We start from the raw sequence: 20,006 nt of genomic DNA on the forward strand, positions 1-20,006 counted from the left end.
TTTTTTATTTTTCTTGTACTTCATAATTATAAATACTTAATCCTTAATTTTGTCGTATCTAAAACTAAGTCGTTGTTAACATCACTTTACATAAAAAATTACGCACTTATAGACGAATTAAATGTTTCATTTAATAACGGACTCTCTATTATAACAGGAGAAACAGGTGCAGGGAAATCTATATTATTAGGAGGTTTATCTCTTGTTTTAGGAAAACGAGCAGATTTAAGTCAGGTAAAAACAGCTGATCAAAAATGTATAATAGAAGCCGTTTTTGATATATCAAATTATGAGCTACAAGCCTTGTTTCAAACGTTAGATTTAGATTATGAAGTGCACACCATAATTAGACGAGAAATTTTACCCTCTGGTAAATCTAGAGCCTTTATAAATGATACACCCGTAAACTTAGAAAGTTTAGCTTCTTTAAGTAGTTATTTAATAGACATTCATTCACAACATCAAACACAACAGCTAACACAAGACGATTACCAATTTAATGTTATTGATGCATTAGCTGATAATAAAGAATATTTACAAGAGTTTTCAAAACGACTGTTAGAGTATAAAAAACTTCAAAAGGATTTAGATGAATTAAAAGTATCTAAAGCGGAATTAATTAAGGAATACGACTATAATCTCTTTTTATCTAATGAACTCAATGAAATCAATTTAGAAAAAATTAATCTTGAAGAATTAGAAGCACAATATGAAGAGCTTAACAATGTAGAAGTGATAGGAGAGAAGTTGAGTAGTGCAAAATCAATTTTAAGTTCAGAATCGTTAGGAGTTTCCGATCAAATTAATACGGTTAAACAAGAACTATCTAAAATTACTAGTTTTGGTAAAACCTATGAAACGTTAAGAGAACGAATTACTAGTATAGGAATTGAAATTGATGATATCTTAACAGAATTAGATGATTTAGAAGAAAATTTATCATCAGATCCAGAAGCATTAGAACGTGTGAGCAATACACTTCAAATTATAAATAATTTATTTCAAAAACATTCGGTTAAGGAAATAGAAGACTTAAAAGAAATTAAAAATGACTTGCAGTCTAAAATTAATAATACCGAAAGTTTAGATGCATCTATACAGCTTAAAGAAGAAGCCATATTAAAGCAAAATGAAAAGTTAAATGAAATTGCAATAAAGATTCACAAAAAACGAAAGAAAGTTATTCCTGTATTTGTTTCAAAATTAGAGGCTATTTTATCTGAGCTAGGAATGCCAAATGCTAAATTTAAAGTAGAGCTTGAAACGTTAGCGAAATTTACCAAAAAAGGAAAAGATAATTTACAATTTTTGTTTATGGCAAACAAAGGCTCTAGTTTCAATGAGCTAAAAAAATCAGCATCAGGTGGTGAATTATCTCGTATAATGTTGGCGATTAAATCTATATTGGCAGAGTACATTCAGTTGCCATCCATAATGTTTGATGAAATTGATACAGGTGTTTCAGGTGAAATTTCAAACAAAATGGGAGAAATTATGAAGAAAATGAGTTGTAAAATGCAAGTCTTCACTATTACACATTTACCTCAAATTGCGGCTAAAGGAGATGCGCATTATAAAGTTTTTAAAACAGATATAGATAATACTACACATACACAACTTAAAAAGCTTGAAGAAGAAGAGCGCATTTTAGAAATTGCACAAATGTTAGGAGGCCTAAATGTTACAGATTCTGCATTGGCACATGCAAAACAATTATTGAATTAAGTAATTAGTTTAAGAAAAACGAACCAACATAAATAAAACAACATGTCATACAATTTACTAAAAGGAAAACGAGGAATCATATTTGGAGCATTAGATGAAAATTCTATAGCATGGAAAACTGCTATTCGTGCACATGAAGAAGGAGGTGCATTTGTTTTAACAAATGCGCCAGTTTCTATAAGAATGGGCCAAATAGATCAATTAGCAAAAATTACAGGTTCTGAGGTGATACCTGCAGATGCAACATCAGAAGATGATTTAAAAAATCTTGTTGAAAAATCTATGGAGATTTTAGGTGGAAAAATTGATTTTGTTTTACACTCTATAGGTATGTCTATTAATGTTAGAAAAGGTAAACATTATACGGATCAAAACTACGCATGGACCCAAAAAGGAACAGATGTTTCAGCGATATCTTTTCATAAAGTAATGCAAACTTTATACAAGTCAGATGCAATGAATGAATGGGGCAGTATTGTAGCATTAAGCTATATGGCGGCACAACGTGTGTTCCCAGATTATAATGATATGGCAGATAACAAAGCCTATTTAGAAAGTGTAGCCCGTAGCTTTGGTTATTTCTTTGGAAGAGATAAAAAAGTTAGGGTTAATACAATTTCTCAATCGCCTACAGCAACTACAGCTGGTAGTGGTGTAAAAGGGTTTGATGGTTTTATAGCTTACGCTGAAAAAATGTCGCCATTAGGTAACGCATCTGCAATAGATTGTGCTAATTATACAATTACATTATTCAGTGATTTAACAAAACGTGTAACACTTCAAAACCTATATAACGATGGTGGTTTTAGCAATATGGGAGTGAGCGATGCCGTAATGGAAGCTTTTATAGATAAGCAGTAGGAAACTTTTATATTTTATTTTAAAAAAAGCCGTTTTTGAATTATACAAAACGGCTTTTTTTTGTTACAATAAATTACCGATTTTGTAACATTATAGTATAACAAGTTAAGTAAAGTAATATAAAAAGTTAAGTCTGGATTATTAAATTTTAAAATTTATGTTTCTTGACGAGTTATTTTACATTTCAACGATTCAAAAGTTAAACCTTATCTTCTTCTAAAGAATTAACATATTTTTAGAAAATTACTAACTTTTAATCCATTTTTTATGAGAAAAATTACTTTGCTATTATTGACTATGGTGGTATCTACCATTTCATGGTCGCAATGTATTGTAGGTACTTCATATGGATCAGAATCTGATCCAAATGATGGTTCTGTTACAGGTATTTCTACATGTACTTATGCAGGAGAATACAATACAATTACCAATGTTAATGTAGGTGATGATTATGTTTTTACAAATACTTTGTCAGGTGTAGATAATTACGTTACTATAACTGATGCAGCTGATAGTGTCATTGCACACGGAATGTCGCCTTTAACAGTCACGGCTATAACGAGTACTGAAGTTAGACTTCATGTAACAATTGATGCGGCTTGTACAACAGATTCATCTTGTCACACTACAACAGTTCAAAACACAACGGTAGCGATGAATTCATGCCCTGAACCTTCTAATGTTACTGTATCTAACTTAACCGATTCTTCAGCAGATTTATCATGGGATGATAATGGTTTTGCTACTGTGGATTTTAATGTAGAAGTATATCTATTAGGAGAAAGTGCTGCAGGAGGAAATACTCCTGTATTTTCAAATTCTAACGTAGTAGGTACGTCACTATCTTTATCTGGTCTTACAGAATCTACAGATTACGATGTATACATAACTGCTGCTTGTAGTGGAGCAACATCTAATAGTAATATAGTTGGACCTATCAGTTTTGCAACAACAGCATCCTGTGCTGAAGTTTCAGCTATAATGGTTTCAAATATAACAATTACAGAAGCAGATATAACTTGGACTATTGGTACAGGAAATGATTCTGCCTTAGTTGAAGTATATTTAGCTGGTGAAAGTGCTGCTAATGGAGATACACCTGTTTATTCTAACCCTTCAGCATCAGCAGGTAGTGATATGGCTCTGGGATTAACAGGAACAACTGCTTATGATGTTTATGTAACTGGTTTATGTGGTGGATCTAGTAGCAATGTTGCTGTAGGACCAGTAACTTTCACAACAGATTGTAACGCTTTTATGGCTCCATATACGCAAGATTTTGAAACTGCTAGTCTTCCGACGTGCTGGGAAGATACTGGAGCAGAAGATTGGGATTATGACAACGATGGTGGTGACCATGTTGGAGATGGAGGTACAATTACCGGTTCTACAGCGTCTGGAGGTTATTATGCATTTGTTAACGCCAGTGGAACAGATGCTGATGCTATTTTAAATAGTCCATTCGTAGATATAACAACGCTTAGTGCTCCTTCTTTAAGTTTTTATTTGATTAGTGATGCAGAAGATTCTGATAATTCTCAGTTAGATGTAGAAGTATGGGATGGAGCAGCATGGAATAATGTAGGTACATATAATACTAATACCTCAGGTTGGGAACTTAAAATTATTGATTTAAGTGGATTAACAATTACAGGATATGTACAAGCTAGGTTTACGGTAACTGAGCCTACTCCAGCAGATTATGATGACGATATTGCAATTGATGATGTTACATTTGATGAGGCTCCAAGTTGTTTTGCTCCATCTGATTTAACTGCAGCTTCTATTACTGATACTTCTGCAGTATTATCATGGGTTGATAATGCAGGAGCATCCGCTTGGAATGTAGAAGTATATGAAGTAGCTGGAGGTAGTCTAGTCTATAATGGAACCGGTTTAACTTCTAACACTGTAACAATTAGCGACTTATCGTCGTTAACAGAATACGAATTTTATATTCAAGCAGATTGTGGAGGAGGTGATGCTAGTAGTTGGGTTGGTCCTATCACATTCACTACAACTTGTAGTACTTTTGTTGCTCCATATACTCAAGATTTTGAAAATGGTGGTTCTATACCTGATTGTTGGGAAGATACTGGAGCAGAACCATGGATATATGATGATAATGGTGGTGGACATGTTGGAAATAATGGTACAATTACGGGTACAACTACTTCACAAGGTTATTATACATACGTAGATGCAAGTGGTACGCAGGCTGATGCAGTTTTAACTAGTCCTTTTGTTGATGTGTCAGGTCTTATGGTTCCTTCTTTAACTTTTTATTTGATTAGTGATGCCGAAGATTCTGCTAATTCTCAATTAGATGTAGAAGTTTGGGATGGTGCGGCATGGAACAATGTAGGTATTTATAATACCAATACCTCAGGTTGGGAATTACAAATTATTGATTTAAGTGGTCTTACAATCACAGGTGATGTAAGAGCTAGGTTTACGGTAACTGAGCCTACTCCAGGAGATTTTGATGACGATATTGCAATTGATGATGTAACATTTGATGAGTTACCGTCGTGCAGTGCTCCTGTTGCAACATTTACTGTGGTTGAAGATTGTACTGTAGGATTTTCAGTTGATATAGATGTTACGGATTTAGGGTCTGGTATGTCATATGATGTACAAAGTGATGGTGTAAGTGTTGGAACAATTACAGCTACAGGTGTAACTACGGTTGGTCCATTTACAAATGATGTTGAGATTGATTTATTAATAGTACATCCAGATGACACTCTATGTAGTTTATCAGAATCTGGTTTAGTAAATCCTAATATATGTCCTATTTATGTAACGTGTGGAACACCATCAAACATAAATGGAGTATGTTACTCAAGTGGTGTAAATGAAGAATGGTTATTTACAAGTACTGATGGTGTAAGTTTATTAAACATTACGGTTAATGCAGGTCAAGTTGAAAGTGGCTGGGATGAATTTATAGTTTATGATGGTGCAGATGCAACAGCTACAGAATTATATAATGGTTATGGAAACTCAGGTGATTTAACAGGATTAACCTTTAATTCAACAGGTACATCGTTATTTATTCAAATAACACCAGATGGTAGTGTAGATTGTGGAACTAGTGGTTATACTAATTTAGATTTTGATGTGAATTGTTTAACTTGTGATGCTCCAGTAGCAACATTCACTGTTGTTGAAGATTGTACAGCAGGTTTTTCAGTTGATATTGATGTAACAGATTTAGGAAGTGGAGCATCTTATGATGTACAAAGTGATGGCGTAAGCGTGGGTACAATTACAACTACAGGCGTAACTACAGTGGGTCCATTTACAAATGATGTTGCAGTAGATTTATTACTTGTACACCCAGATGATTCTGTTTGCGACGTATTAGAAACAGGTTTAGTAAATCCTAATTTATGCCCTACAATAGTTACATGTGGTACTCCTTCAAATGTTAGTGGTGTTTGTTATACAAGTGGTGTCACCGAAGAATGGTTATTTACGAGTGCTGACGGAGTAAGTTCATTAAATATTACAGTAAATGCAGGTCAAGTTGAAAATTCTTGGGATGAATTCATTGTTTATGATGGTGCAGATGCAACCGCTACAGAATTATATAATGGTTATGGAAACTCAGGTGATTTAACTGGTTTAACCTTTAATTCAACTGGTTCATCGTTATTTATTCAAATTACGCCAGATGGTAGTGTAGATTGTGGAACAGAAGGTTATACTAATTTAGATTTTGATGTATCTTGTTCACAGGATCTTAGTACTACAGGTTTTGATAACGAAACAGCATTCTCATACTTCCCTAATCCAGTTAAAAATACGTTAACATTAAATGCTCAAAATACTATAGAGCATGTTGCAATGTATAATATGCTAGGACAAGAAGTATTAAGAGCTACACCTAATGCTATTGATAGCGAATTAGATATGTCTCAGTTGCAAAGTGGAGCATATTTTGTAAAAGTTACTATTGCAAATAGTATACAAACTATTAAAGTGATTAAGCAGTAATAGCTTAACCCAATATTTATTTAAAAAGCCGCTATTTAGCGGCTTTTTTCATTTATAAATTTAAGTATAATTTCGGTGTTCTGCACTCATAATATTGCCCTATTATAATTTTTATTTATGATGTAATAAAGAAGTAACTTTTGTCTTTGGTTTATTTACCTTTGTAACTTATGAAGGCAATAAATTTTTCTTTTATAATACCCGTTTACAACAGACCTGAAGAAATTGAAGAGCTACTCAATAGTTTTTTAAATTTTGAAGGTACTGACCTCTTCGAAATTGTGATTATTGAAGATGGTTCTACCGAAACTTCAGAGCATGTTGTAGAAAATTTTAAAAATAATTTAAATATTTCTTATTATTTTAAGCCAAATTCTGGCCCTGGAGATTCTAGAAATTATGGAATGCAGAAAGCAAAAGGAAACTACTTTATTATTTTAGATTCTGATGTTATTATGCCTCCAAATTATTTAAAAGAAGTAAAGAGTTTTTTACAGAAGAGTTATTTTGATTGTTTTGGAGGTCCAGATGCTGCACATCATACCTTTTCAAATTTACAGAAAGCTATAAATTTTGCTATGACTTCTTTCATAACAACAGGAGGAATACGAGGAGGTAAGCAACAAATAGACAATTTTCAACCAAGAAGTTTTAATATGGGTTTGTCTAAAGAAGCATTTTTAGCTTCTGGTGGTTTTGGAAAAATTCATCCTGGTGAAGATCCAGATTTGTCTTTAAGATTGCATAATTTAGGATTTAAAACAACTTTAATAGCAGATGCGTACGTATATCATAAAAGGCGTGTGTCTTGGTCTAAATTTTATAAACAGGTTAATAAATTTGGTATGGTAAGACCAATACTCAATCAATGGCATCCTAAATCTAAGAGTATTATTTATTGGTTTCCTTCAGTATTTAGTTTAGGTCTATTAGTTTCTTTACTATTAATGTTGGTGAATTTTTATTTGCCTATCTATTTATACAGTTTGTACTTTTTGTTAGCATTTGTATTAGCTTTAGTTTCAAATAAAAATATTGTAATTGCAGTACAAGCATTATTAGCCATAATCATACAATTTTTTGGATATGGAGTTGGGTTCTTAGTCGCTACATTTCGTATTATAATTTTAAGAGAAAACCCTAAGGAGGCATTTCCGAAATTGTTTTTTTAGTTAACAAATGAAATCAAATAAGAATACAAACATTTTTGACTATGTAAAAAAGAAAAACTACAAGCGTTTTGGTTTATTCTTTATTGCAGCATTTGTGTTGCTTATTTTTTCTAAACTTTCTAATGATTATAAGGAAACCATTAAATTGAAAGTGAGTTTAATAAATGTTGAAGACGAAATTATAATTAAAAATGATTCATCCAATTATATAGAGGCTTATGTTAAAGCTAAAGGCTTTGCTTTGGTACCTTTTCTTTTTAAGAATAGTAAAGAGTTAATACTAAACTCTAAGGATGATGTAACCATAAAAGACAATCAGTTTATATTTGATGCTCAAAAACAAAAGTATTTGTTAGAGGACCAATTAGGTACTGCCTATGAACTGTTGTCTGTTAGACCAGACACACTTTTAATTTCATTTTCAAAAAGAGCATCTAAAATAGTACCATTAGAATTGGTTGAAAACATTACTTATGCCGTTGGCTATGATTTAAAAGATGCGTTTAAATTTAATATAGATAGCGTAAAAATCGTTGGGTCATCTGCAGTAGTAGATAATATTTCATCTTTATCTACAAAAGAGTTAAAACTAACAGACGTTAACCAATCTATTGATAAGACAATTGATATAGATATCTCAGAATTTGATGATATTGAAGTATTTCCTAAATCAGTAAAAGTTGCTGGTGAAGTAACAAGGTTTACCGAAGGTACTTTAGATATACCAGTTGTAATAACTAATCAGCCTAAGAGTGTAAATATTAATTACTTTCCTAAAACCGTTAGTGTTTCTTTTTATGTAGATTTAGAAAATTACAATGCCGTAAAACCCGAAGATTTTAGAGTAGAATGTAATTATAAAGATTTAAATAAAAACCTAACGTATCTACAACCAAAAGTGGTAAAGAAACCATCTTTTGTAAAACGTGTAAATATTAGGCAAAAACGAATTGATTATATTAGATTGTAATATGGTAGTAGTTGGACTCACAGGAGGCATTGGTAGCGGAAAAACCACTATTTTAGAATATTTTAAAACCTTAGGAATACCGGTTTACATAGCAGATGTTGAAGCCAAGGCATTAATGAATCGTTCTAAAATTATAAAACGAAAGTTAATTGATTTATTTGGAGAAGAGGCTTATAAAAATAATCGATTGAATAAGCCTTATTTATCTTCAAAAATATTTAATAATAGAGAATTGTTATCTAAAATGAACGCTATAGTTCATCCAAAAGTAGCCTCTCATTTTAAAAGGTGGTTAAAAAAACAAAATGCCGACTACGTTATAAAAGAAGCGGCTATTATCTTTGAAAATCAGCTTCAAAATCAATATGATTTTATCATCACAGTGGTTGCAGATGAAGATTTAAGAATTCAACGCGTAATAAATCGTGACCAAACAACTGCAGAAAAGGTTAAATCTGTAATAAAAAACCAATTATTGGATGCCGAAAAAGTTAAAATGTCAGATTTTGTAATTATCAATAATGATTTAGATGACGCTAAAAAACAGGCAGTTAAAGTACATAAAAAAATTCTTCAAAAAATAAAAAGTTAATTATTACTTATCTAATGTTAACGTTTGGTTAAACCTAATTAGTGCTATATGTTAAAATGTTAAATTTGGCTGATGGGTAAAAAGCTATTCGTCTTATTGGTAGTTCTTATGAGTTTATCTCTCTTAGGGATTATTTTTGTACAATCTTATTTTATAAACAATAGTTTAGAAAATGAAAAGAAGAACTTTTCGCGTAGTGTAAAACGTTCTTTAAGCTTTGTATCAAATACTATTGAAGAAAATGAGTTTAGAGATTACGTTAACAAACTTAAACCTTATTTAAAAGATGATAATAAGGCCAGTTCTTCAATAATAAAAGAGTTATTTATAGCTACAGAAGACGATATTAATGATAAGACTATAATACATCGTAATACGGTTTTTGAAGAGCTTTACAAAGTGCCCTCAATGTTCATTGAAATTGATGCAGATAGTTTTAATATAAGCAAACTATATAGTGAGCGAGTTACAGAATACTACAATAAAACAACTATTGATGGTATCAAAAGAACAGACCCAGAAACAAGTCTAAAAGAATATTCTACTCTAGGAGATTTAGATAAACAAGTTTATGAAGAATCAATTAAAACAATCTTAAAAGATAAACCTGTTTATAAAAGAATTACAGTACAACAGGTAGAAACACTTTTGAGAAGAGAGCTTAGAAAAGAAGGAATAGATTTAAATTTTGAGTTTGCTATATACGATCAAGATTTGGCAACTAAGGTAATGTCTCCAAATTTTGAAATGATGAATGAAGCGAGAGGTGTGCCCATTTTTTTGGATAACAATAATGAAAGTGACTTTAACCTGTGGGTAGAATTTCCAGAGCGTAAAAAGTACTTGTATAGATCCATTTTAGGAATGATTATACTTTCTATTGTATTTACAAGTATTATTATAGTTGCATATGCTAGTGCTATCTATCAATTAATTAAACAACGTCAAATATCACAGATTAAAACAGATTTTATAAATAATATGACGCATGAGTTTAAAACACCAATTGCAACAATCAATTTGGCATTAGACTCTATTAAAAATCCTAAAATAATTGCAGATCAAGAAAAGGTATTACGTTATTTAGGTATGATAAAAGATGAGAATAAACGTATGCATGCGCAAGTAGAAAATGTATTACGTATTTCTAAATTAGAAAAAAACGAATTAAATATTAGTAAGGAAAGACATGAGTTACACGACTTAATAGAAGACGCTATTACACATGTAGAACTTATAGTAGAAGATAGACAAGGTTATGTTAAAACACATTTAAATGCAGAGCATTCATCGGTTTTAGCTAACGAAACACACTTTACAAATGTGTTGGTTAATATTTTAGATAATGCTATCAAATACTCGGATGATGAACCTAAAATAGATGTTTATAGTGAAAATGCAGGTAATAATATAATTGTAAAAATTGCTGATCAAGGTAACGGAATGTCTAAAGCAGTTGCAAAACGAGTTTTTGAAAAATTTTATAGAGAGCATACAGGAAATGTGCATAATGTAAAAGGTCATGGTCTAGGTTTAGCCTATGTAAAAAGAATAGTAGATGACCATCATGGTCATATATCAGTAGAAAGTGAAAAGGGGAAAGGCAGTACTTTTATTATAAAGATGCCATTAATATCATAAAAAGCGACTTATGGAAGAGCAAAATAAAAAAATACTATTAGTTGAAGACGATCCAAATTTCGGAACCGTTTTAAAGGATTATTTAATGATGAATGACTACGATGTAGTACATGCTAAAAACGGTATGGAAGGCTTTGAGAAATTCAAAAAAGATGATTACGATCTTTGTATTCTAGATGTTATGATGCCATATAAGGACGGATTTACATTAGCTAAAGAGATTCGTGAAAAAAACACGGAAGTGCCAATTATTTTCTTAACTGCAAAAGCAATGAAAGAAGATGTGTTAAAAGGATACAAAGTAGGCGCAGACGATTATTTAAATAAACCTTTTGATAGTGAGGTTTTATTAATGAAGATTAAAGCGATTATGCAACGTAAAGCAACAGATACAGTTGCTGATAGTAAACAATTTGAATTTAAAATTGGCCGTTTCGATTTAAACTCTAAACTTAGATTCTTAAAATTTGATGGAGGTGAGCCTACAAAATTATCACCAAAAGAGAATGAATTATTACGTTTATTAGCGTTACACGAAAATGATTTAATGCCAAGAGAATTAGCATTAACTAAAATTTGGAGAGACGATAATTACTTTACATCACGTAGTATGGATGTATATATAGCTAAATTGCGTAAGTATTTAAAACCAGATACTAACGTAGAAATATTAAACATACATGGTGAAGGCTTTAGATTAGTCGTTAATAACCAATAGTAGTTTTTTAGTTTATAAATATTAAAAAATCCAGTTCTTAATATGAGCTGGATTTTGTTATTTAGACATTTTAATAGATGAAAAATTGGTTTAAATGGGTGGCATTAATATTTCTCTTATTTATAGTGTACATTGTGTATTCTGCAAATACAGGACACAATATTATAGTATTTCAGTTTGTAAATTACCTGCCTTTTGGAGATAAAATGGGGCACTTTTTTCTATTTGGTTTTTTTAGTCTTGTGGTTAATATTGCACTAAAATTTAAACCATTTAAATATTTTAAATCTATACCATTAGGCACATGTTTAGTTTTAATTTGTTTGATTTTAGAAGAATTAAGTCAGGCATATTTTCCTAATAGAACATTAGATTTTGTAGATTTAATAGCAGACAGTTTAGGAATTGCAGTGTTTACGTTAATAGGAATTTATTTTAATAATAAAGGTTGTTTCACTCAGAATAAAGCAGAAGATTTACTTTAATTAATTTATCTGAGAATTGATATATGTAACTATATCTTTAAAATCTGTTTTAAAATCGAACCATTCAATTGTTTCATCTTTTCTAAACCAGGTTAGTTGTCTTTTTGCAAAACGTCTGGTGTTTTTCTTAATTTCTGAAATGGCAAAATTTAAGGTCCAATCACCTTCAAAATATTTAAATAGTTCTTTGTAACCAACTGTATTAAGCGCGTTAAGATGCTTATAAGGTATAAGAGACTTTACTTCATCTAACAACCCGTTATCCATCATTAAATCTACCCGCTGATTAATTCTGTCATAGATTATAGAACGTTCAGCATTAAGACCAATACTAATTGTTTTAAACTCTCTATTTTTTTCAGGATTAGTAAGAAAAGAAGAGTATGGTTTACCAGTGCCAATACAAATTTCTAATGCTCTTATAACGCGTTGCGGATTGTCTATTGCAATTGTATTGTAAGTTTCTGAATCTAAGTCTTTAAGCTTGTTTTGTAACTTGGTTAATCCGTTATTTTCTAATTCTTCATTTAGTTGTGTTCTTATTTCGTCATCAACTGCTGGGAAATAATCTAAACCTTTAGTAACGGCTTTAACATATAAACCAGAGCCACCAACCATTATGGCTATAGGATTTTTTTTATGTAGTTGTTTAAGTTCTGAAATGGCATCTCGTTCAAAATCACCGACGTTATAATAATCTTCAATAGATTTATTTTGAATAAAATGATGTGGTGCAGCATTTAATTCTTCTTTAAACGGTACAGCTGTACCAATAGACATTTCTTTATAAAACTGACGAGAATCTGCTGAAATTATTTCGGTATTAAAATGTTGAGCAAGTTTTATACTCAATGCCGTTTTACCAATTGCTGTAGGACCAACAATAGAAATGAGAATTTTTTTATTAATCATGATGCATTTTATGTCCACAATTATGACAATACTCGGCACCATCTTGATGCGTAGTGTTTAAACAATTAATACAACACTGAGAATTAAGATGTAATTTTTGTTCTGTTGAATAAGACTCATTATTGTTATTACTTTCATTAGATTTAGAACTGCTTTTTGCGTATTCTGCAGATACAATGCCTGTTGGAACTGCAATAATACCATAACCTAAAATCATAATAATAGTAGTAATAAATTGTCCTAAAGGTGTTTGCGGTGCGATATCGCCAAAGCCTACCGTGGTAAGTGTTACAATACACCAATAAACACTTTTAGGAATATTTGTAAAGCCATTAGCTTCGCCTTCTACTAAATACATAATGGTACCAAACACAACAGATGAAACCATAACAGCAAATAAGAAGACTAAAATTTTTACACGACTCGCAATAATAGAATCTTTTAACTGGTTAGACGCACCTAAATAGCGCGCTAACTTTAAAATTCTAAAAACTCTAAGCAATCTCAATGCTCGCAAAGTAACTAACGCTTGGGCACCACCAAAAAAGAAAGTGAGATACATTGGTATGGTAGAAAGAAAATCAATAACACCAAAAAAACTAAATAGATATTTAAATGGTTTTTTTACAGTAATGATTCGTAATATAAATTCTATTGAAAATAAGATGGTAACAATCCATTCACAGAAATAAAGAAAATCATGATATTTATTATCAATGCTAGAAACGCTTTCGAGCATTACTAAAACAATACTTATTAAAATGAAAAATAAAAGTAAGACATCAAATAATTTTCCTGAAGGTGTATCTGCTTCATAGATTATTTCATGGAGTTTAGTTTTCCAGTTATGTTTTTGATTTGATTCCAAGGTATAAAAATACGAAAAGTAAAATTATTGTTTTTCTAATACAATAACGGAGTTGTTTTGAAGCTCTACTACTTTATCCATAAACAGTTTTAAATAAGGATAATAATCTGGTGCATAGATAGGTAAATTAAACTTAACTTTAAAATAAACAATTATCGTATTATCTTTTTGTTCTAAATTAAAAATAACACTACCTGCGCTATTTGGTAAAGAGTAGTTGATTTTTTCTGGGATTTCTAGTATTTTAAATCCCTCATCTATTTTAATTTGCATATTGTAACTATAGATATCTTTATATCCAAAATCAATAGGATATGATCGTTCTTGTAATTTAAAAGGATTTTCTTCAAAGAACTTAATTATAAATGGATTTAAGTAAATCTTATCTCCAATAAACTCTGGCTCTATAGTTATATTGTAGGTTTCTGAAAAATTAGATTTACTGGTTTTAAAATCTATGACTTCATGATCTTCAATAGTAATTTCGGTTAAATCATTTATTTTATCGTTTAAATAACTTGTAGGGTTTTCATCATAGTCTTGTTTTGGCTGATGAGAATGATAGCCAGTATATCTGCTTTGCACTCTCCCTGTAAACTCATTGTCTAAAGACGAATTTATTTCTACTCTATGGGTTTGGCTAGAGTACGGTTTAACCTCAATATCTTCCCAATAACTACCAATTTCAAAGTCTATTAGTCGTCCATATTGATTAAGTGCTCTAAAGGGTAGTTCTCCAAAGGTATGATACTTATTTGTTGCATCTATAAAGTAATTTTTCTGATCTATTGTTGTTTTTAAAATGAGGTAATTAAAGTCTGTAAGAACAGGATAAATTTTGGTGGCAAAGCCATTTCCTCTTGTAGACATTAAAACCGGAAAGGTCTCAATTCCTTGGCTAGTAAGTAAGTTTTCTAATAACATATTAATTTCAAATACACTGCCTACTTTTTCTTTTATTAAATTTTTTACAGAAACATCATAGCGTTCAGTTTTCCTATTCCAAATGTAGTTGTCTAAAACAAATTGATAAATAGCTTTTGCTTTTTTTAGTTGATCTGTAATAGAAGTTATAGACATTGGTAATACATCTTTTACAAGGCTATTTTTACTTAATTGTTTACCGAAATCTGGGTCAACTTTTAATTCTTTATCAGCATCTTTCCAAGTTTTGGTTATTTTATCAATTCTACCATCAAAGCCATTAAAAACACTTAATTCATATTCTATTCTAGAGGTGTAATTAAGAGAAGTGGTTGTATAATCTTCGGGTTTATATGCAGGTATATTTTCCATTACATATTTAGAAACACCACAATCTGCACTTGCGCCACGACCTGTTTCTAAACAATGTTTCTCTAAACTCGTTTTGTGATCTGTAAACGGAATACTTCCTACCAATTTGATATGATAGATATAATTACCAGGAATACTAGTATTATATTCACTGTATAAAACAGGATCTTGCCCCTGAAAATACCATGGTTGGTATTTTGCCATAAAACGTGATTGCTTTTCATAACTAACAGTGATAATACTGCCTACTTTTACATTTGGTAAAACAAACTTAACACGTGTAAATTTTTCATTTTCTTCTCTAAAAACGGCTTTTTCTGTTAAATGGGTTTTTACAATTTTACCATTTTCTAAATTGTATGTTGTGCCCTTTATGTCTTCAATTTTTTCTTCAGTAGATTTTCCTTTGTAAAGGATAATTTCAAATTCACCTCTGTCAATACCTTCGGGTTTCAATATTTTTATTTTTTGCTTAAACTGAGAATTTAACCAAAATGTTTTTTTGTTTACAAAGCTATTTCCATAGTCGTAAATTACCAAAGCATTGGCTGTAGAATCTTTAGAATACGTTGTTGCTTGGAGTTCACTTTTTCTAATTAACATATCTGCTACGTAGCTTTGTGAAAAACTAAAAAATGAACTAATTAAAGCTATAATTAGTATATGGTGTTTCATTAGTTTTTATATAAATCGATTACTTTTAAACGTTTATTTCTTCTAAGATAACTTTGAATAATATGTTGAGAATCTCTATCATTTTGCATTGGTGTAATAACAGATTTTAAAATTTTGCTATTATTTATTTGAAGGTTTAGGTTAAAGTATCCCATACCTTTAAAAATCCCATTTTCAATTAAGAATACTACCTTTTCGCTTATTTCTCTTCCTTTATCTATAATAAGCATGTTTTTATTATCGTAACTATATTTATCCTTTAGCTGCTCTATACGTTTGTTATAGTCTTCGGCAGACTCTTTGTTAATGCATGCACCTTCACATTCTTTAACTTCATATTTAAAGCAACTAGTTTTGGTATTATATAAACCTGTAAGTTTTTGGCATAAATTATAATCTTCAACCGCTTTAAACAAAAAATGTTTACCACTAGCTCTGGTTGTAAACGTGGTAATTGGTGCATCGTCGCGGTCCGATTTATCTATTTGTAAATTAATATAACCTTTACTATCTGTAAAAGCATACAGTGCATGTGTAAAAATACTTCTACGCAAAGCTCTATTAAAAATAGGCTTATTCTTTTTTATTTCTGCGCTTTCTTTAAGTAATGCAGCCAATTCGCTTCCCGTTTTTTCATAAGTTACTGTACTCACTAACTTCTGAATTTTCTTAGATTTAGAATTAGTTCCAGTAAAATGCTGAATAATCCGTTTTCTTATATTCTTGCTCTTACCAATATATATAATTTCACCATCTGCATTATGTATGTAATAAACACCTGTGTCTGATGGCATTTCATCTACTATATTGTTAAGATTTGGAGCCATTTTAGATTTCTGTTCTATTTTAACAGCATCTTTAATTATAGTTTTGTCCAAATCTTTGTTCAACAACATTTTAAATAGCTTTACAGTAGCTAAAGCATCACCACTTGCTCTATGTCTATCACTCATTGGTATACCAAGAGCCTTTGTTAATTTACCCAAACTGTAAGATTCCATATCAGGAATCAATTGTTTAGATAATTCAACCGTACAAATGGTTTTCCGTTTGTATGTAAAGCCTAAACGTTTAAATTCGGTTTTAAGAATTCTATAGTCAAAAGCAGAATTATGAGCGACTATAATACAATCTTCTGTAATTTCTACAATACGTTTGGCAACTTCGTAAAATTTAGGCGCATTTCTAAGCATATTAGAATTTATGCCAGTAAGATTAACCACAAAAGGTTGAATTTCGCGTTGCGGATTAATTAAAGAAATAAATTGGTCTGTTATTTCATGACCATTATAACGATAAATCGCAATTTCTGTGATACCTTCTTCATTGAACTTTCCACCAGTGGTTTCTATGTCTACAATTGCGTATATAGTGTTAGGGTATTTGGAGTTTTTAAGTTAGTTGTATGTACTGAAACTATAATAGCAACTAAATATTGTAATTTCTTACACCAAATATACTACTTCCTACGCGAATCATAGTACTTCCGCAGTTAATTGCTAACTGATAATCTCCACTCATTCCCATGCTTTTAATTTTTAAATCTGGATTGAAGTTTTTAAGGTCTGAAAACGTGTTGTTTAGAAATTTAAATTCTTGTTCAACCTGTTTCATATTATCGGTAAAAGTGGCCATTCCCATTAGGCCAACAACTTTTATGTTTTTTAATTCTGAAAATTCCTCAGATTGAAGTAACTGAGAAGCATCATTTACAGACATCCCAAATTTGCTATCTTCTTCAGCAATTTTAATTTGAAGTAAACAATCTATGGTTCTATCGTATTTTTTGGCTTGTTTGTTTATTTCTTTTAATAGTTTAAAACTGTCTACACCATGTATTAAATTTACAAACTCAGCCATATATTTAACTTTATTTCGCTGCACATGACCAATCATATGCCACTCAATATCTTTGGGCATTTCTGCATGTTTGTCTGCCATTTCTTGAATTTTGTTTTCTCCAAAAATACGCTGACCAGCATTGTAGGCTTCCATTAGGTCTGAAACAGGTTTTGTTTTAGAAACAGCAACCAAGGTTACATGTTCTGGAATGGTTGATTTTATTTGCTGAAGGTTTTGTTCTATGCTCATTAATCTGCTTGCTTTTATTTTAACGCTGTTTAAAGATTTAGAAATGCAAAAGTATTTAATACTCATAAATAGTAATAGCACTTCGTAATTTAGGTAAAATATAAGTACTTTTTGGTGGCATGGTTAAACCTTCGTCTGCAATTTGTTTCATTTGTTCAACATTTGAAGGACACATACCAAAACCAACTTTAAATTCGCCACTATCTACGCTACTTTTAATGGTAATCATTTCGTGTTTACCGTTAACATAAGAAATCCGATTATTTTGTCGTAAATCTTCAATGCCCAAAATAGGTTGCAATATAGTTTTGTACAATAATTGTGCATCTAATTCATCTAATGCTGTTTTAAAGTCGTAGCTTGTTTTTCTTAAATATAATGAATAAAATTCGCCATCTAAATACATACTAAAATGATGTGGTTTTGATGGGTTATAAGGCATTATGCCTCTGTTTTCAATACGATAAAAAGTATCTAGCTTTATTAAAAATTCTTCTTTTGTTAAACCGTTTAAATCTTTGATGAGTCTATTAAATTCGTGAATTACTAAATCCGATTCCGGAATTAAATAAGACATAAAATAGTTGTAAGACTCGCTACCATTATGGTTTGGGTTTTTCGCCTTTTCATCTTTATAAAGTAAATAAGAGGATGACGATCTATGATGGCCATCTGCAATATAAACCGTATCCATTTTACTAAATTCTGTTTGAATTGTAGCAATGGTTTCTTCATCATCTACTTTCCATAAATAATGTGTGTCTCTATAGGTCATAGTAAACTCAAATTCCGCATACGTTTTTTGAGTTTCAGTTATTATATCAGCAATAACGCAATTATCAGGATAGGTAAGTAGCACAGGTTCTGCATTAAAACCTACAGTTTGTAAATATTTTTTAAAGGTTTCTTCGCGTTTTGCTATGGTGTCTTCGTGTTTTTTAATGAAGTTTTTTTCATAATCCTCGGCACTTGTTGCAGCAATGATGCCACAAAATTCTTGACCTTGTCTATTTACAATTTTATAAACATAGAAAGAAGGCTTTTCATCTTGTACAAAAACACCATCTTCCTTAAATTCTAAATATCTATTTCTTACAAGTTTATAGCGTTCTTCGCCAGTTACTTCTTGGGCATATTTATAACCAGGATTTATAACATGAAGAAAACTATATGGATTATAAGCCATACGAGATTCGCGTTCATCTAAAGTATAACTTTGATAAGGTCGTGAGGCCACAAGACCAACAATAGCTCTGGTTGGTTTTACAGCTTTAAACGGAATAATATTTACCACTCTAGTTTCTGTTTTTATTAATAAATTCGGTAGGATTTAAATAACCAGTAGTATCCTTAGAATAACCTCCTCCAATATCTAAATCTACGTCATTTCTAATTTCAAAATGAAGGTGTGCAAAATATGTACCGTTACAATTACCTATTGTTGCAATTTGTTCTCCTTTTTTAATAAGTCTATCTGATTTTACTAGAATAGAGTCGCAATGCGCATAAAGAGATTCGTATAATTTATTATTATGTAAATGAACTATTCTTACTACATTTCCCCAACCTCCTTTATAGTCTTTAGCTTCACTTATATATCCATTTGCTATGGCATAAATTGGGTCGCCTAAATCTGAATTTCCACCACCAACACCATTCCAATCGTCGCCTAAATGGTTGTTTTCTTGAAACTTTTGAGCGTTATAATAACCACTTCCATTGGGTTTACCAACAGGGAAATCAAAACCATTTGATATGAAAGAAGAATCCTTTTCTATTAGTGATTTATAATCTTTCTGTAAATCGATTTCTGATGTTAAATCATTAAGTTCCTCTGAGACATTGACATCAATATAGCTATTTGGTGTATTGCTCGTTTTATTATTACAAGAAATAAGTAAAATGTAGAAAAGACAGTATATTATTTGATATTTTATCATTTTCAATTACTTTCTTTACACTTTACACTTTACACTTTACACTTTACACTTTACACTT

The 20,006-nt window shown here is 30.8% G+C and carries 16 protein-coding genes; 9 read left to right on the plus strand and 7 right to left on the minus strand.

The genetic code is table 11. The annotated features are described in order from the left end of the window. Positions 1-72 precede the first annotated feature (72 nt). The 9 genes from recN to GN138_RS00230 all read left to right on the plus strand — a co-directional run bounded on the left by recN (position 73) and on the right by GN138_RS00230 (position 12,166). Entirely contained in the window at positions 73-1,725 is a 1,653-nt protein-coding gene (gene recN, locus GN138_RS00190) for a DNA repair protein RecN (protein ID WP_157361305.1), read from the plus strand. 42 nt (positions 1,726-1,767) lie between these two features. Beyond that, positions 1,768-2,586: an enoyl-ACP reductase FabI gene (locus tag GN138_RS00195; RefSeq protein ID WP_157361306.1), complete on the plus strand. Its 819-nt coding sequence runs from the start codon at positions 1,768-1,770 to the stop codon at positions 2,584-2,586. A 267-nt stretch (positions 2,587-2,853) separates the two neighbouring features. Beyond that, on the plus strand, positions 2,854-6,588 hold the full coding sequence (locus tag GN138_RS00200) for a fibronectin type III domain-containing protein (RefSeq protein WP_157361307.1): 3,735 nt from the start codon (positions 2,854-2,856) through the stop codon (positions 6,586-6,588). A gap of 170 nt (positions 6,589-6,758) precedes the next feature. Continuing rightward, the gene (locus tag GN138_RS00205; RefSeq protein ID WP_157361308.1) at positions 6,759-7,760 is read left to right on the plus strand and encodes a glycosyltransferase; all 1,002 of its coding nucleotides are present in this window, start codon (positions 6,759-6,761) and stop codon (positions 7,758-7,760) included. Positions 7,761-7,767: 7 nt separating this feature from the next. Further along, the gene (locus GN138_RS00210) at positions 7,768-8,730 is read left to right on the plus strand and encodes a YbbR-like domain-containing protein (protein ID WP_157361309.1); all 963 of its coding nucleotides are present in this window, start codon (positions 7,768-7,770) and stop codon (positions 8,728-8,730) included. Between the two features lies 1 nt (position 8,731). Beyond that, positions 8,732-9,322, plus strand: coding sequence for a dephospho-CoA kinase (gene coaE / locus GN138_RS00215; protein WP_157362616.1), 591 nt, complete (start codon positions 8,732-8,734; stop codon positions 9,320-9,322). A gap of 108 nt (positions 9,323-9,430) precedes the next feature. Further along, entirely contained in the window at positions 9,431-10,963 is a 1,533-nt protein-coding gene (locus GN138_RS00220; protein ID WP_157361310.1) for a sensor histidine kinase, read from the plus strand. A 10-nt stretch (positions 10,964-10,973) separates the two neighbouring features. Continuing rightward, the gene (locus GN138_RS00225) at positions 10,974-11,681 is read left to right on the plus strand and encodes a response regulator transcription factor (RefSeq protein ID WP_157361311.1); all 708 of its coding nucleotides are present in this window, start codon (positions 10,974-10,976) and stop codon (positions 11,679-11,681) included. 77 nt (positions 11,682-11,758) lie between these two features. Next, positions 11,759-12,166 (plus strand): VanZ family protein, encoded by a 408-nt coding sequence (locus GN138_RS00230; RefSeq protein WP_157361312.1) that lies wholly within the window; start codon positions 11,759-11,761, stop codon positions 12,164-12,166. Here GN138_RS00230 and miaA read toward each other — a convergent pair whose 3' ends face one another. Genes miaA through GN138_RS00265 form a run of 7 tightly spaced genes read right to left on the minus strand, consistent with a single transcriptional unit; the run spans position 12,167 to position 19,948 of the window. Further along, on the minus strand, positions 12,167-13,078 hold the full coding sequence (gene miaA / locus GN138_RS00235) for a tRNA (adenosine(37)-N6)-dimethylallyltransferase MiaA (protein ID WP_231743007.1): 912 nt from the start codon (positions 13,076-13,078) through the stop codon (positions 12,167-12,169). After that, on the minus strand, positions 13,071-13,946 hold the full coding sequence (locus GN138_RS00240; RefSeq protein WP_157361314.1) for an ion transporter: 876 nt from the start codon (positions 13,944-13,946) through the stop codon (positions 13,071-13,073). Before GN138_RS00240 ends, miaA begins: the two co-directional genes overlap by 8 nt. Before the next feature lie 24 nt (positions 13,947-13,970). Continuing rightward, on the minus strand, positions 13,971-15,917 hold the full coding sequence (locus tag GN138_RS00245; protein WP_157361315.1) for a DUF3857 domain-containing protein: 1,947 nt from the start codon (positions 15,915-15,917) through the stop codon (positions 13,971-13,973). Continuing rightward, the gene (locus GN138_RS00250; RefSeq protein ID WP_317162702.1) at positions 15,917-17,287 is read right to left on the minus strand and encodes an exonuclease domain-containing protein; all 1,371 of its coding nucleotides are present in this window, start codon (positions 17,285-17,287) and stop codon (positions 15,917-15,919) included. Before GN138_RS00250 ends, GN138_RS00245 begins: the two co-directional genes overlap by 1 nt. A 58-nt stretch (positions 17,288-17,345) precedes the next feature. Beyond that, positions 17,346-18,008 carry a YggS family pyridoxal phosphate-dependent enzyme gene (locus tag GN138_RS00255; RefSeq protein ID WP_157361316.1) on the minus strand — a complete coding sequence of 221 codons (663 nt, stop codon included), beginning with the start codon at positions 18,006-18,008 and terminating at the stop codon, positions 17,346-17,348. Between the two features lie 55 nt (positions 18,009-18,063). After that, positions 18,064-19,302, minus strand: a complete 1,239-nt coding sequence (locus GN138_RS00260) for a DUF1015 domain-containing protein (RefSeq protein WP_317162685.1) — start codon at positions 19,300-19,302, stop codon at positions 18,064-18,066. A 1-nt stretch (position 19,303) separates the two neighbouring features. Beyond that, a complete protein-coding gene (locus GN138_RS00265) occupies positions 19,304-19,948 on the minus strand; it encodes a M23 family metallopeptidase (RefSeq protein ID WP_157361317.1) in 645 nt (214 codons plus the stop codon). Positions 19,949-20,006: the final 58 nt, after the last annotated feature.

Source organism: Winogradskyella endarachnes (genome assembly GCF_009741275.1).
Lineage (GTDB): Bacteria > Bacteroidota > Bacteroidia > Flavobacteriales > Flavobacteriaceae > Winogradskyella > Winogradskyella endarachnes.